Below are 13761 nucleotides of genomic sequence, written 5' to 3' on the forward strand. Positions count from 1 at the left end.
AACGGGGTTGATCATATGCGCGCGTCCGGCCGCACCCCAAACCCGCCTCCGGACGTCGTCCACCACGATTAGCCTGGACACGTGCCGAACCCGACATCCATCGCGAGCGCGGGCGCGTGACCGCGCTCTTCCAGGGCCAGACGCCGCTCGCGGTGCGCATGCGCCCCACGTCGCTCGACGAGGTCGCGGGGCAAGGGCACCTCCTCCGCGCCGGCTCGCCGCTCGTGACGTTGGCGGATCCTCAGGCATCCACTCGCGCCGCCGCCTCCGTCATCCTCTGGGGTCCCCCGGGAACCGGCAAGACGACCCTCGCCCAGGCGATCGCGCGCTCGTCGGGGCGCCGCTTCGTCGAGCTCTCGGCGGTGACCGCCGGCGTGAAGGACGTCCGCGAGGTGATGCAGGAGGCCCTGACGCAGCGCGACCTCTACGGGCAGTCGACGATCCTCTTCCTCGACGAGATCCACCGCTTCACGAAAGCCCAGCAGGATGCCCTCCTGCCGGGCGTCGAGAACGGCTGGGTGGTGCTCATCGCAGCCACGACCGAGAATCCCTCCTTCTCGGTCATCTCTCCGCTGCTCTCGCGGTCGCTCCTGCTCACCCTCGTCGCGCTCACGGACGACGACCTCGGCGTCCTCCTGGACCGTGCGGTGGCCGACGCGCGTGGGTTCGACGGCGACGTGATCCTGAGCGACGAGGCGAAAGCGGCGATCGTGCAGCTCGCCTCCGGAGATGCGCGCAGAGCCCTCACGACGCTCGAGGCCGCGGCATCCCTCGCCGTCGAGACGGCGAAGAAGGGCAAGACGCCGCAGATCACGCCCGACCACGTCTCGCAGGCCGTCGACCGTGCCCTGCTGCGGTACGACCGTCAAGGCGACGAGCACCACGACGTCATCAGCGCGTTCATCAAGTCCATCCGCGGATCCGATGTGGATGCCGCGATGCACTATCTCGCCCGCATGATCGAGGCGGGCGAGGACCCGCGCTTCATCGCGCGGCGCCTCATCATCTCGGCAGCCGAGGACATCGGCCTGGCCGACCCCCAAGCGCTCCCGCTCGCGGTCGCCGCGGCCGATGCCGTGCAGTTCATCGGCATGCCCGAGGGCCGCATCCCGCTCGCCGAAGCGACGGCCTACCTCGCGACCACGGCCAAGTCGAACGCCGCATACCTCGCGATCGACAAGGCGATCGCCGACGTCCGCGCGGGCGGGTTCGGCCGCGTTCCCGCGCCGCTGCGCGATGCGCACTACCCGGGTGCGAAGCGGCTCGGGCACGGCAAGGGGTACAAGTATCCGCACGACACCGAGATCGGCGTCGTCGCGCAGCAGCATCTGCCCGACGAACTGCGCGGACGCCGCTACTACGAGCCCACGAACCACGGGCAGGAGCGCGACGTGCAGGCGCGCCTCGAGAAGATCCGCCGCATCGTGGCCGGCGAATAAGCCCCTCACCTGGGCTCTGATAGACTTGACCGGCTCGAAACCGAGTTTTCGGGCATCCCCTTTCTTCTTCACCTACCTACCGGCATGCCCCGGCGTGCGTTCCGGACAGGGCGAGGAGAGGCGATACGTCCGCGAGTCGTGAAAGACACGACCGCGTCATCGGAAGGATCCTTCGTGGCAACGAAGTCCCAGGACCGCCGCAAGGTGCGCCTCTCGCGCGCTCTCGGCGTCGCTCTGACCCCCAAGGCCGCCCGCTACCTCGAGAAGCGTCCCTACGCTCCGGGTGAGCACGGCCGCACCAAGCGCAAGCAGGACAGCGACTTCGCCGTCCGTCTCCGCGAGAAGCAGCGTCTGCGCGAGCAGTACGGCATCCGCGAGAAGCAGATGCGCAACACCTTCAACGAGGCACGTCGCAAGGACGGCCTGACGGGTGAGAACCTCGTCGAGCTGCTCGAGATGCGTCTCGACGCGCTCGTCCTCCGCTCGGGCTTCGCCCGCACCACGGCGCAGGCGCGCCAGCTCGTCGTGCACCGCCACATCCTGGTCGACGGCCAGCTCGTGGACCGCCCGTCGTTCCGCGTCAAGCCGGGCCAGCTCATCCACGTCAAGGCCAAGTCCGAGGGCACCGAGCCCTTCCAGGTCGCAGCTGCCGGCGGTCACGCCGACGTCCTGCCCCCGGTCCCGGGCTACCTCGAGGTCGAGCTCGACAAGCTCCAGTCGCGTCTCGTGCGTCGCCCCAAGCGAGCCGAGGTTCCCGTGGTCTGCGACGTTCAGCTCGTCGTCGAGTACTACGCCGCGCGCTGAGCGGGGCGTAGTACCGGAGCGCAGCGACCGGCAGCACAGCTACGCCGCGCGCTAAGACTCAGCAGTCGCACGAAGGGCGTCGGGGAAACCCGGCGCCCTTCGTCGTCTCCTCCATCGCCGACCCGTTTCCGCATACGATGGATGGATGCCGCGTCGGGCGGCGAGTGGCGAGGAGTGGTGTCATGAAGAACGTGCTGTGGTTCGTGTTCGGCATCGCCGGCGGATTCGTCCTCGCACACCTGATGAACAAGGATCCGCGGGGGCACGAACTGCTCGCCGATGTCGATGCGCGCATCACCGAGTTCACCGACCGCATGAGCGATGCCTACCGTGAGCAGGAATCCCGATTCTCGGGCCTCGTGGACGAAGTGAAGGATGCCGCGGCCGGCGCAGCCAGCGCGGCCAAGAGCGCAGCTTCCGACGCCCTGGGCTCGGCAGCCGATGCCGCCGCCGACGCCGTCGACAAGGCGCAGGACGCCGTCTCGGACGCTGCGGACAAGACGCAGGACGCCGTCGCAGACGTCGCGGACAAGGCGAAGACCGCCGCCGGCAAGGCGAAGTCCGCCGCAAAGAAGCTCGCCGACTGACTCCCTTTCCGCGCCCGCCCGAAGAGGCCGGGCGCATACCCGCACGACCCGAGGAATCCCCACGCATGAAGACCGCTGAGATCGCCCAGCGCTATCTGGACTACTTCGAGAAGAACGGTCACACCATCGTGCCGAGCGCATCGCTCGTCACGGACGACCCCGCGCTGCTGTTCACGGTCGCGGGCATGGTGCCGTTCATCCCGTATCTCTCGGGCGATGTGCCCGCGCCCTACCCGCGCGCGGCCGACGTGCAGAAGTGCATCCGCACGCTCGACATCGAAGAGGTCGGGCACACACCGCGCCACGGCACGTTCTTCCAGATGCTCGGCAACTGGTCGTTCGGCGACTACTTCAAAGAGGGCGCGATCCGCTTCGCATGGGAGCTCCTCACGACGCCGGACGCCGACGGCGGCCTCGGATTCGATCCGAAGGACCTGTGGGTCACGGTCTACGAAGAGGATGACGAAGCCCACGACCTCTGGCTGACGCTCACGGATCTGCCCGAAGAGCGCATCCAGCGCCTGGGCAAGGACACGAACTACTGGTCCACGGGCCTTCCCGGGCCCGCGGGGCCCTGCTCCGAGATCTTCTTCGACCGCGGGCCCGCCTACGGGATCGACGGCGGCCCTGCGACCGACGACGACCGCTACGTCGAGATCTGGAACCTCGTGTTCATGCAGTACGAGATCACGAACGTCCAGTCCAAGTACGACTTCGACATCGTCGGCGAACTGCCACACAAGAACATCGACACCGGCATGGGCCTGGAGCGCGTCGCGTTCATCAAGCAGGGCGTCGACAACATGTACGAGACCGACCAGGTGCGGCCGGTCCTCGACAAGGCGGTCGAGCTGTCGGGCCGCACGTACGGCGCCGACCACCAGGACGACATCCGGTTCCGTGTCGTGGCCGACCACGTGCGTTCCTCGCTCATGCTGCTGTCGGACGGCGTGACGCCCTCCAACGACGGGCGCGGCTACATCCTGCGACGCCTCATGCGCCGTGCGATCCGGTCGATGCGCCTGCTCGGGGTCGAGGGCGCGACCTTCAAGGAGCTCTTCGCGGCATCCCGCGACGCCATGAAGGACGCCTACCCGATCGTCGAGACCGACTATCCCCGCATGGAGCAGTACGCCCTGGCCGAAGAGGCGACGTTCCTGCGCACGCTCGCGTCCGGCTCGAACCTGCTCGACGAGACGATCGTGCAGACGAAGGGCGCCGGTGGTTCGAGTGTCTCGGGCTCCGAGGCGTTCCTGCTGCACGACACGTACGGCTTCCCGATCGACCTGACGCTCGAGATCGCCGAGGAGGCGGGGCTCACGGTCGACCGCGCCGCGTTCGACGCCCTCATGCACGAGCAGCGGACTCGCGCCAAGACCGACGCGAAGGCACGCAAGCGCCAACTCGCCGACACGAGCGTCTACCGCGATCTGCGGGCGCTCGGCGAGACGTCGTTCACGGGCTACACCGATCTCGAGACCGCATCGACCGTGCTCGGCATCCTCGTCGACGGTGTCTCCACGGATCGTGCGGCGACGGGTCAGATCGCCGAGGTGATCCTCGCCGAGACCGCTCTCTACGCCGAGTCGGGCGGCCAGGTCGCCGACAAAGGCGTCATCGTCGGCCCCGGGTACGAGCTCGATGTCCTCGACGTGCAGCGACCCGTACCGGGCCTCATCAGTCACACGGTCGAGGTGACGACGGGTGAGGTCGGCGTGGGCCAGCCCGCGACGACGGTGGTGGATGCCGTCAACCGCCGCGCGGCGCAGCAGGCGCACTCCGCGACCCACCTGATCCACGCGGCACTGCGCGACACGCTGGGCTCTTCCGCGACGCAGACGGGCTCGCTCAACCGCGCCGGCTACATGCGCTTCGACTTCGCGTGGGGTCAGGCGCTGTCGGACGACACCAAGTCCGAGATCGAAGAGATCGCCAACAACGCCGTGCGCGACAACCTCGAGGTGACGACGCGCGTGCTCGCGCTCGACGAGGCCAAGGCACTCGGTGCGCAGGCGCTCTTCGGCGAGAAGTACGGCGATGTCGTGCGGATGGTCGACATCGGCGGCCCGTGGTCGCGCGAGCTCTGCGGTGGCACCCATGTCGCGACGAGCGCCGAGATCGGCCTCATCAACCTCGTCGGCGAGCAGTCCGTCGGCGCCTCGAACCGCCGCGTCGAGGCCCTCGTCGGACTCGACGCCTTCCGTTCGCTCGCGGCCGAGCGCGCACTCGTCTCGCAGCTCACCTCGACGCTCAAGACGCCGAAAGAACAGCTGCCGGCACGCATCGCCGAGCTCACGGCGAGCCTCAAGGCGGCCGAGAAGAAGATCGCCGCCTTCGAGGCGAAGGCGCTCGGAGACCGCGCGCCGGGTCTCGCCGAGGCGGCGCGGGCCGTCGGTCCGTACCGCCTCGTCGCCGCGAACGTCGGCACGGCGTCCTCGGGCGATGACCTCCGCACGCTGGCCCTGCAGGTGCGCGATCGCCTCGGCGCCGATGCGGCCGTCGTCGCACTGGGCGCTCAGGTGGGGAATCGCCCCGTCGTGATCGTCGCGACCAACGAGGCCGCACGCTCCGCCGGCGCCAAGGCCGGGGCGCTCGCGAAGCGCGCGGCGGGGGTGCTCGGCGGTGGCGGTGGTGGCCGCGACGACGTCGCGCAGGGCGGCGGGACGGATGCCTCGGCACTTCCCGCGGCGCTCGACGCGGTCGCGTCGGACCTCGGAGCCGCGTGACGGGGTTCCGCAGGGGCGCGCGCCTCGGCGTCGACGTCGGACAGGCCCGTGTCGGCGTCGCGAAGTGCGATCCCGACGGGCTGCTCGCGACCCCGGTCGAGACCGTGCCGCGCGACGACCACGCCGTCGCGCGGGTCGCGTCCCTCGGCGAAGAGCACTCCGTGCTCGAGATCCTGGTCGGGCTGCCGCTGAACCTGAAAGGCGAGGACACCGCCTCGACGATGGATGCCCGAGACTTCGCAGCCGCGGTGGCCGCGGCATCCGGAATCCCCGTCCGCCTCGTCGACGAACGGCTGTCGACCGTGTCCGCCCATGCGGCGCTGCGTCAGTCCGGGCGATCCCAGCGTTCGTCGCGTACCATCGTGGATCAGGTCGCGGCAGTCGTCCTCTTGCAGCAAGCACTCGATGTCGAGAAGAGCACAGGCCGCCCCGCCGGTACCCCGATCTCCCAGGAGCCCGCCTGAGATGCCCGATCCCCGAAACGACGATCCTTTCGCCGATCTGTTCGGCAAGCTGCCCGACCCCCGGGCCCGGCGGATCGACGGAGACTCCGGTACCTCCGAGCCGGTGACCCCCACCGGTGCGACGCCGCCGCTGTCCCGCCGCGAAGCGCGGGAAGCCGCAGCCCGCGCGGCCACGGGGGAGCAGGCCGTCACGCCCTCCGCTGCAGAGCCCGCACCGACGCCCTCCGCGCCCGAGACCGAGTCATCGGCCGTTCCGGACTCGGGCGGGGCCGAGTCCGCGCCCGTCGCGCTGCGGTCCTCGTCGACGCCGGCTGCGGTGCCCCTCGAGTCGGCGCCCGTCACGGCATCCGCCCTCGACGACACGGACTGGCTGCTCGCCGCGAGCGGTCGTGACGCAACGGCTGCCGCTGCGGGAAGCGGCTACGCGCGCTCGAGCACGACGGCCACGATCCCCGCCGCGGAACCCGATCTCGAGGACCTCTTCACCGGCGCCCGCTCGACCGACGAGCTCGGGAGGGAACCCGTGCCGAAGAACAAGAAGCGCCGACGTATCGGCGGGTGGATCGCCCTCGGTGTCGTCCTCGTGATCCTCGGTGGTCTCACTGCCGGCGGCTTGTACGTGTGGAACACGTACGAAGACAAGATCCGGGAGGTCATGGGCTGGGAAGAGCCCAAGGACTACGAGGACGGACTCGCGAACGGCGAGGCGATGGTCACGATCGCCTCGGGCGACGTGACGACCACCATCTCGAACTCGCTGTACGAGGCCGGCGTGACGAAGACGCCCGAGGCCTTCTACGACTACCTCATCGAGGAAGAGCTCAATCCGACGTTCTACCCGGGCGTCTACAAGATGCAGCTGCAGATGACGTCGGCAGCCGCCCTAGCCGCGCTCGAGGACCCGGCGAACAAGATGGAGAACACCGCGCAGCTGCGCGAGGGGCTCACCGTCGCGCAGTCGCTGCCGCTGCTGGCGGAGGGCACCGGCATCCCGCTCGAGGAGTTCCAGGCGGCCGTCGCCGATCCCACGGTGTACGGCGTGCCGTTGGACCCCGCGGTCGCCGCGGCGGGCGGTCAGCCGCTCGAGGGCTGGCTGTTCCCGGCGACGTACACGTTCGACCCCGGCGTCACGGCGCAGGATGTCGTCCAGACGCTCGTGAACCGCACGATCCAGTCGCTCGACAGCGCGGGCGTGCCTGAGGCCGACCGCCAGCGCGTGCTCACCGAAGCATCCATCATCCAGCGCGAAGCGCGCACCGAGACCGATATGAAGAAGGTCGCGACGGTCATCAACAACCGCATGGACCCCGGAAATCAGGAGACCTTCGGGCTCCTGCAGATGGACTCGACGGCCCAGTACGGGTACGGAGAGATGCACGACGGCACCGTGAGCTCGTCCGAAGAAGCCCTGAACGACCCCAACCCGTGGAACACCTACGTCAACACGGGGCTGCCCGTCGGGCCCATCGCCAACCCGGGCGACGTCGCCATCCAAGCGGTGATGAACCCCGAGCCCGGTCCCTGGTTCTACTTCGTGACGGTGAATCTCAACACGGGCGAAACGGTGTTCTCGGCCACTGTCGATGAGCACAACCAGGCGGTCGCGCAGTGGATCGAGTGGTGCAAGGCCAACCCGGACGCCGGGTGCTGACACCCGCGCGGCATCGCCTGGCGGTGTGGGGCGACCCGATCGCGCACAGCCGTTCCCCGCGCCTGCACGGAGCCGCCTACGGCGTGCTCGGGCTCGATTGGGAGTACGACCGACGGCAGGTGTCGGAAGCCCGCTTCGACACCGCCCTGCGCGGTCTCGACGGGTCGTGGCGCGGACTGTCGCTCACGTTCCCGCTCAAGGGTGCGGCGTTCCGCGCCGCAGCGACCCTCGATCGGCGCGCCGAACTCACGGGCGCCGTGAACACGCTCCTGCTGCAGGACGACGGCGCGCACGGCTTCAACACCGACATCGGCGGTATCGTCGCGTCGCTCCGCGACGAGGGCATCACCGCGGTCGTCCGCGCACGCATCGTCGGCGCGGGGGCCACGGCGACCTCCGCGCTCGTCGCCCTCGCCGAACTCGGGGCGACCTGGATCGAGATCGCCGCGCGCCGCCCCGAGGCCGTCGCGCCCCTGGTCGATCTCGGCGCGTCGCTGGGGGTCGCGGTGGCCGCGGCATCCTTCGACGCGCCTTCCTTCGCCCCCGTCGACGTGACGATCGCGACGCTGCCGGGCGATGCGCCGGTCGCGGATGCCGCGGCCGACGCCCTCGCACAGGCCGGCGGATTCCTGCTCGACGTCGTCTACGGGCATTGGCCGACAGCGCTCGCGAGCGCGTGGGAGCGCGCCGATGCGCCGTCGACGTGGGGGCTCGGAATGCTTCTGCACCAGGCCGTGCTGCAGGTGCGGATCTTCGTCTCAGGGCAGGTGGAGGTTCCCCTGGATGACGAGGGAGCGGTGCTGGCCGCGATGCGCCTCGCGGTCGTGGAAGACTAGACCAATGCTCCGCGTGCTCACGGCCGGCGAATCGCACGGCCCCGAACTCGTCGCCATCATGGAGGGCCTGCCCTCCGGCATCCCGATCTCGCGCGCCGCCATCCAGGCGGATCTCGCGCGTCGCAAGCTCGGCTACGGCCGCGGCTCGCGCATGAAGTTCGAAGAGGACGAACTGTCGATCTCGTCGGGCGTCGTGCACGGCTGCACGCTCGGCAGCCCGATCGCGCTGCGCATCGGCAACACCGAATGGCCCAAGTGGGTCGAGGTCATGAGCCCCGAGCCCGTGGACCTCACCGACAAGTCGCGGGGCCGCGGGGCGGCGCTCACGCGTCCGCGCCCGGGCCATGCCGATCTCGTGGGTATGCAGAAGTACGGCTTCGACGAGGCACGGCCGATCCTCGAGCGCGCGTCGGCACGCGAAACCGCCGCGCGCGTCGCGCTCGGAGCGCTCGCCCGCGCGTTCCTGACCGAGCTCGGCATCCGTCTCGTCTCGCACACGCTCTCGATCGGCCCCGTACAGGTTCCCGAGGGCGCCGCGCTGCCGACACCCGACGACGTCGACGCGCTCGACGCCGATCCGCTGCGGTGCTTCGACGCGGCCACGTCCGCCGCGATGGTCGCCGAGGTCGACGACGCCCGCAAGGACGGCGACACGCTGGGCGGGATCGTCGAGGTGCTCGCCTACGGCCTGCCGCCGGGGCTCGGCTCGCACGTGCACTGGGACCGCCGCCTCGACGCGAAGCTCGCAGAGGCGCTCATGAGCATCCAGGCGATCAAGGGCGTCGAGGTCGGCGACGGCTTCGAGACGACGCGCCGCCGCGGCTCCGCCGCCCATGACGAGCTTTTCGTGACGGATGACGGCATCACGCGGTCCTCCGACAAGGCGGGCGGCACCGAGGGCGGCATGTCGACAGGCACCGTGCTGCGCGTGCGCGCCGGCATGAAGCCCATCGCGACCGTGCCGAAGGCGCTGCGGACGGTGGATGTCGCGACCGGCGAGACCGCGTCGGCGCACCACCAGCGCTCCGACGTGTGCGCGGTCCCGGCAGCCGGGGTCGTCGCCGAGGCCATGGTCGCGATCACCCTCGCGGGCGTCGTGCTCGAGAAGTTCGGCGGCGACAGCGTCGCCGAGACGCGGCGCAACCTCGAGGGCTACCTCGCGGCGATCCCCGAGACGCTGCGCAGCGCCGCCGCCGCGGACCATGAGCTCGCGCTCTGACGCGGTCGTGCTGATCGGCCCCATGGGCGCGGGCAAGACGAGCGTCGGCCGTCGGGTCGCGAAGGCCCTCGGCAGGCCGTTCTACGACACCGATATCGCGGTCAAGCGCGAGCACGGGCCGATCGAGGAGCTCTTCGAGACCCACGGCGAGCCGTACTTCCGCACCCTCGAGCGCGCGGCGGTGCGCGACGGTCTCGACACCCGCGGGATCGTGTCGCTGGGCGGGGGAGCGGTGCTGGATGCCGGAACCCGCGCCGATCTTGCCCGGCATCGCGTCGCGCTGCTCACGGTCGAGCCGCGTGTCGTGATCGCGCGCGTGAGGGATTCGAAGCGACCGCTGCTGCAGGGCGACGACGCCGGCGCACGGTGGAACGAGATCTACCAGGCCCGCAAGCCGGTCTACGAGCAGCTCGCGACCGAGGTGTTCGACACATCGTCCGGCCCCCTGCAGGACGTCGTCGACGCCGTGGTCGCGTGGATCCGAGCGACAGAGGAGGAATCGTGAGCGACACGACCACGATCAGCGTGACCGGAGACGCCGCCTACGACATCACGGTGGGCCGCGGCATCCTGTCGTCGCTCTCGTCGTACCTGCCCGAGAACGCACGCAAGGTGCTCATCGTGCACCCGCCGACGCTCGCCGCGCAGGCCGAGGCGCTGCGCACCTCCCTGCTGGAGGAGCGCGAGGTCATCCTCGCCGAGATCCCCGACGCCGAAGCCGGCAAGCGCATCGAGGTCGCCGCGTTCTGCTGGCAGGTCATGGGCAAGGCCGACTTCACCCGCACCGATGCCGTCATCGGGTTCGGCGGGGGAGCGGTCACCGATCTCGCCGGCTTCGTCGCGGCCACCTGGCTGCGCGGGGTCGCGGTCGTGCAGGTGCCGACGACGGTGCTGGGAATGGTGGATGCCGCGGTCGGCGGCAAGACGGGCGTCAACACCGCGGAGGGGAAGAACCTCGTCGGCGCGTTCTGGCCGCCGTACGCCGTCGTGTGCGACCTCGATCTGCTCGACTCGCTGTCGCGCAACGAGCTCGTCGCCGGCTACGCCGAAGTCGTGAAGGCCGGCTTCATCTGGGCGCCCGAGATCCTCGACCTCATCGAGGCGGACCCCGCGCTCGCGACCGATCCGCACAGCGCCGAGTTCCGCCGCACGATCGAGCTCGCGATCGACATGAAGGCACGCGTCGTGAGCGAGGACTTCCGCGAGGCGGGGCTGCGCGAGATCCTCAACTACGGCCATACCCTCGGACACGCGATCGAACACGCCGAGCGCTACCGCTGGCGCCACGGCGCCGCGATCTCGGTGGGCATGGTCTTCGCCGCCGAGCTCTCCCGGCTGGCGGGACGACTGCCAGATGCCGCGGCCCAGCGCCACCGCGACATCCTGACGCTCCTGGGACTCCCCACGAGCTACCGAGCCGGAGCCTGGCCCCAGCTCAAGGCCACGATGCAGCGCGACAAGAAGAGCCGCGGCGGGATGCTGCGCTTCATCGTCCTCGACGACGTCGCCCGCCCCACGACGCTGCAGGCCCCCGACGAGTCGCTGCTGTTCGCCGCCTACCAGGAGGTCGGCGCGTAGCGCGGCATTGGTCCGGACCCGAGCATCCACCTCGACCACTCCCTTGGTCGGAGAATGTCACCGACGTCGGAGAATTCGCGGCGATGGCCGCCGACATGCGTGACAATCTCCGACCGGAGGGACGCGCGGGCGGGCTCCTCGTGGGTCGGCCGGGCTAGGGTGTTCGCGTGACCGAACGCCGCCTGCTGCTCGTCAACGGACCGAACCTCAACCTGCTGGGCAGCCGTGAGCCCGAGGTGTACGGCACGTCGACCCTCGACGACGTCGTGCGGATCGCGATGGATGCCGCGGCCGCGCGCGGCTTCGAGATCCGGGCGGTCCAGAGCAATCACGAGGGCGTCCTGCTCGATGCGATCCACGACGCGCGCGCCGACTGCGCGGGGATCGTGATCAATCCCGGGGGGCTCACGCACACGTCCGTCGTGCTGCGCGACGCGCTCTCGGGCGTGAACCTGCCGATCGCCGAGGTGCACATCTCGAACGTGTACGAACGCGAGGCGTTCCGCCACCATTCGTATGTCGCCGACGTCGCCGCCGTGCACGTCATCGGCGAGGGCGTCGAGGGCTATGCCACAGCAGTACGGAGGCTCATCGACGTCATCGCGGGCGTCGCGGAAGGCTGATCGGGGCGCAGCACCCGTCATCCCGTAGAATCGAACGTCGGCGCGCTCCGCGCGCCCCACTGACACGGAACGGACACTCTTCACTCATGGCATCCACCGCAGACATCAAGAACGGCGTCGTCCTCTCGATCGACGGGCAGCTCTGGAACGTCATCGAGTTCCAGCACGTCAAGCCGGGCAAGGGTGGAGCGTTCGTCCGCACGAAGCTCAAGAACGTCCTCTCGGGCAAGGTCGTCGACCGCACGTACAACGCCGGCGCCAAGATCGACATCGAGAACGTCGACCGCCGCGACTTCACGTACCTGTACAACGACGGCGACAACTTCGTCTTCATGGATGTCGACGACTACGACCAGATCAACGTCGCCGCAGCCACGGTCGGCGACGCCGCCAACTTCCTGCTCGAGAACCAGCAGGTTCAGATCGCGCTCAACAACGGCAACCCGCTGTACGTCGAGCTGCCGGCATCCGTCGTCCTCGAGATCACGTACACCGAGCCCGGCCTCCAGGGCGACCGGTCGTCAGCGGGCACGAAGGCCGCGACGGTCGAGACCGGCTACGAGATCCAGGTCCCGCTCTTCGTCGAGCAGGGCACGAAGGTCAAGGTCGACACCCGCACGGGTGATTACCTCGGCCGCGTCAACTGACCTTGAGCGCACGCAGCAAGGCGCGCAAGCGCGCACTCGACATCCTCTTCCAGTCCGACGTCCGCGGTGACGAGCTGTCGACGACGATCGCGGCCGAAGCCAAGCGGGCGGCGAGCGAACCCGCTCGCGAAGCATCCTGGCTCTACGCGCGCGAGATCGTCGACGGCGTCAACGACAATCGCGACGCGATCGACGAGCAGATCACGACCTTCGCGAAGGACTGGACGCTCTCGCGTATGCCGGCCGTCGACCGGGCCGTCCTGCGCATCGGCGTGTGGGAGCTCCTCTACAACGACGAAGTGCCGTCGGCCGTCGCGATCGACGAGGCGGTCGAGCTCGCTAAGGAGTTCTCGACCGACGAGTCCGGGTCCTTCGTCCACGGTGTGCTGGGGCGGATCGCGCGCTCCTCCTGAGGTCGAGTCGCTCGTCGTTCCCGCACGATCAGAAACGTCAGCAGGCCCGCGCCGACCGCGATCGCGGCGATACCGACGGGCAGCAGCCACGGCGACAGTTCGGCCATCGCGCTGGTCACGAGCGGAGTGAGCAGCGTGCCCCACGCGCCGATCCCGCCGCCCAGCAGCCAGTCGCGCAGCAGTCCGAACAGCGGGATCGCGGCGAGGCATACGGCACCGCCCGCCATGAGGCTGATCGCCAGCGCTTTCAGCGGCTTGCGCGCCAGAACGATGCCGACAGCACCCAGCACGACGCCGGCGAGCAGACCCCAGCGGTCGAGCTGCACCGCCCAGTGGTAGCGGGTGCGCATCGCATCCATCGACGGGGCATCGAGGATCGGGAAAGCGAGGTCGGCCGAGAGGCCGATGGATGCCCCGAACTCCGGCGGAATCTCCATCCCGAACGCCGTGAGGATCGGCAGGACCTCGATCGTGAGTGGGCGGGCGGGGGTGGATGCCGCGAACTGCGCGAGCGCGTCGTCGCGCGTCTCGAGGAGCTCGGTGACGAGCGCCTCCGCGACGGCGGGCGGAACCTCGCCGCCCGCGAAGACCTGCGCGAGCGCTCCCTGCAGGGGCGCGAGGTCCTTCCCCGTGATCGCCGCGCCCTGGCTCACCGCCCAGTCGGCCGCACCTCCGAGCTGCGCACGCACGTCGGGGCTGTTGTAGACCGCGATCGCGTTGCGCACCGTGCCGCCGTCGTCGTTCACCGCCGCGAGCACGAGGTGCGCCTGCAGC

The 13761-nt window shown here is 69.8% G+C and carries 13 protein-coding genes; all 13 read left to right on the forward strand.

The features are described from left to right. Nucleotides 1-158: 158 nt before the first annotated feature. The 13 genes from MA876_RS13155 to nusB all read left to right on the forward strand — a co-directional run bounded on the left by MA876_RS13155 (nucleotide 159) and on the right by nusB (nucleotide 12987). On the forward strand, nucleotides 159-1439 hold the full coding sequence (locus MA876_RS13155; protein ID WP_248150175.1) for a replication-associated recombination protein A: 1281 nt from the start codon (nucleotides 159-161) through the stop codon (nucleotides 1437-1439). A 174-nt stretch (nucleotides 1440-1613) separates the two neighbouring features. Then, the gene (gene rpsD, locus MA876_RS13160; RefSeq protein ID WP_248149976.1) at nucleotides 1614-2243 is read left to right on the forward strand and encodes a 30S ribosomal protein S4; all 630 of its coding nucleotides are present in this window, start codon (nucleotides 1614-1616) and stop codon (nucleotides 2241-2243) included. A gap of 182 nt (nucleotides 2244-2425) precedes the next feature. Further along, nucleotides 2426-2830, forward strand: a complete 405-nt coding sequence (locus tag MA876_RS13165; RefSeq protein ID WP_248149978.1) for an ATPase — start codon at nucleotides 2426-2428, stop codon at nucleotides 2828-2830. Between the two features lie 65 nt (nucleotides 2831-2895). Then, a complete protein-coding gene (gene alaS, locus MA876_RS13170) occupies nucleotides 2896-5556 on the forward strand; it encodes an alanine--tRNA ligase (protein ID WP_248149989.1) in 2661 nt (886 codons plus the stop codon). Continuing rightward, nucleotides 5553-6020 (forward strand): Holliday junction resolvase RuvX, encoded by a 468-nt coding sequence (gene ruvX, locus MA876_RS13175; protein ID WP_248149992.1) that lies wholly within the window; start codon nucleotides 5553-5555, stop codon nucleotides 6018-6020. Before alaS ends, ruvX begins: the two co-directional genes overlap by 4 nt. A gap of 1 nt (nucleotide 6021) precedes the next feature. Continuing rightward, nucleotides 6022-7671 carry an endolytic transglycosylase MltG gene (gene mltG, locus MA876_RS13180; protein WP_248149995.1) on the forward strand — a complete coding sequence of 550 codons (1650 nt, stop codon included), beginning with the start codon at nucleotides 6022-6024 and terminating at the stop codon, nucleotides 7669-7671. Next, nucleotides 7641-8507, forward strand: coding sequence for a shikimate dehydrogenase (locus tag MA876_RS13185; RefSeq protein ID WP_308221659.1), 867 nt, complete (start codon nucleotides 7641-7643; stop codon nucleotides 8505-8507). The genes mltG and MA876_RS13185 overlap by 31 nt, the downstream gene beginning before the upstream one ends. Nucleotides 8508-8511: 4 nt before the next feature. Beyond that, entirely contained in the window at nucleotides 8512-9726 is a 1215-nt protein-coding gene (gene aroC / locus MA876_RS13190; protein ID WP_248150002.1) for a chorismate synthase, read from the forward strand. Next, nucleotides 9710-10231, forward strand: coding sequence for a shikimate kinase (locus tag MA876_RS13195; RefSeq protein ID WP_248150004.1), 522 nt, complete (start codon nucleotides 9710-9712; stop codon nucleotides 10229-10231). Before aroC ends, MA876_RS13195 begins: the two co-directional genes overlap by 17 nt. Further along, nucleotides 10228-11304, forward strand: a complete 1077-nt coding sequence (aroB, locus tag MA876_RS13200; protein ID WP_248150007.1) for a 3-dehydroquinate synthase — start codon at nucleotides 10228-10230, stop codon at nucleotides 11302-11304. Before MA876_RS13195 ends, aroB begins: the two co-directional genes overlap by 4 nt. A gap of 167 nt (nucleotides 11305-11471) precedes the next feature. After that, the gene (aroQ, locus tag MA876_RS13205; RefSeq protein WP_248150010.1) at nucleotides 11472-11927 is read left to right on the forward strand and encodes a type II 3-dehydroquinate dehydratase; all 456 of its coding nucleotides are present in this window, start codon (nucleotides 11472-11474) and stop codon (nucleotides 11925-11927) included. Between the two features lie 86 nt (nucleotides 11928-12013). Continuing rightward, on the forward strand, nucleotides 12014-12574 hold the full coding sequence (gene efp, locus MA876_RS13210; RefSeq protein WP_248150012.1) for an elongation factor P: 561 nt from the start codon (nucleotides 12014-12016) through the stop codon (nucleotides 12572-12574). Nucleotides 12575-12576: 2 nt separating this feature from the next. Next, nucleotides 12577-12987 (forward strand): transcription antitermination factor NusB, encoded by a 411-nt coding sequence (gene nusB, locus MA876_RS13215; protein WP_248150014.1) that lies wholly within the window; start codon nucleotides 12577-12579, stop codon nucleotides 12985-12987. Nucleotides 12988-13761: the final 774 nt, after the last annotated feature.

The organism is Microbacterium aoyamense (assembly GCF_023155855.1).
Classification (GTDB): Bacteria; Actinomycetota; Actinomycetes; order Actinomycetales; family Microbacteriaceae; genus Microbacterium; species Microbacterium aoyamense.

Excerpts from the sequence above, each read along its gene's own strand:
- MA876_RS13195 (WP_248150004.1), top strand. The coding sequence starts at position 9,710 with ATGAGCTCGCGCTCTGACGCGGTCGTGCTGATCGGCCCCATGGGCGCG.
- alaS (WP_248149989.1), top strand. The coding sequence starts at position 2,896 with ATGAAGACCGCTGAGATCGCCCAGCGCTATCTGGACTACTTCGAGAAG.
- mltG (WP_248149995.1), top strand. The coding sequence starts at position 6,022 with ATGCCCGATCCCCGAAACGACGATCCTTTCGCCGATCTGTTCGGCAAG.
- aroC (WP_248150002.1), top strand. The coding sequence starts at position 8,512 with ATGCTCCGCGTGCTCACGGCCGGCGAATCGCACGGCCCCGAACTCGTC.
- MA876_RS13155 (WP_248150175.1), top strand. The coding sequence starts at position 159 with ATGCGCCCCACGTCGCTCGACGAGGTCGCGGGGCAAGGGCACCTCCTC.
- MA876_RS13165 (WP_248149978.1), top strand. The coding sequence starts at position 2,426 with ATGAAGAACGTGCTGTGGTTCGTGTTCGGCATCGCCGGCGGATTCGTC.
- efp (WP_248150012.1), top strand. The coding sequence starts at position 12,014 with ATGGCATCCACCGCAGACATCAAGAACGGCGTCGTCCTCTCGATCGAC.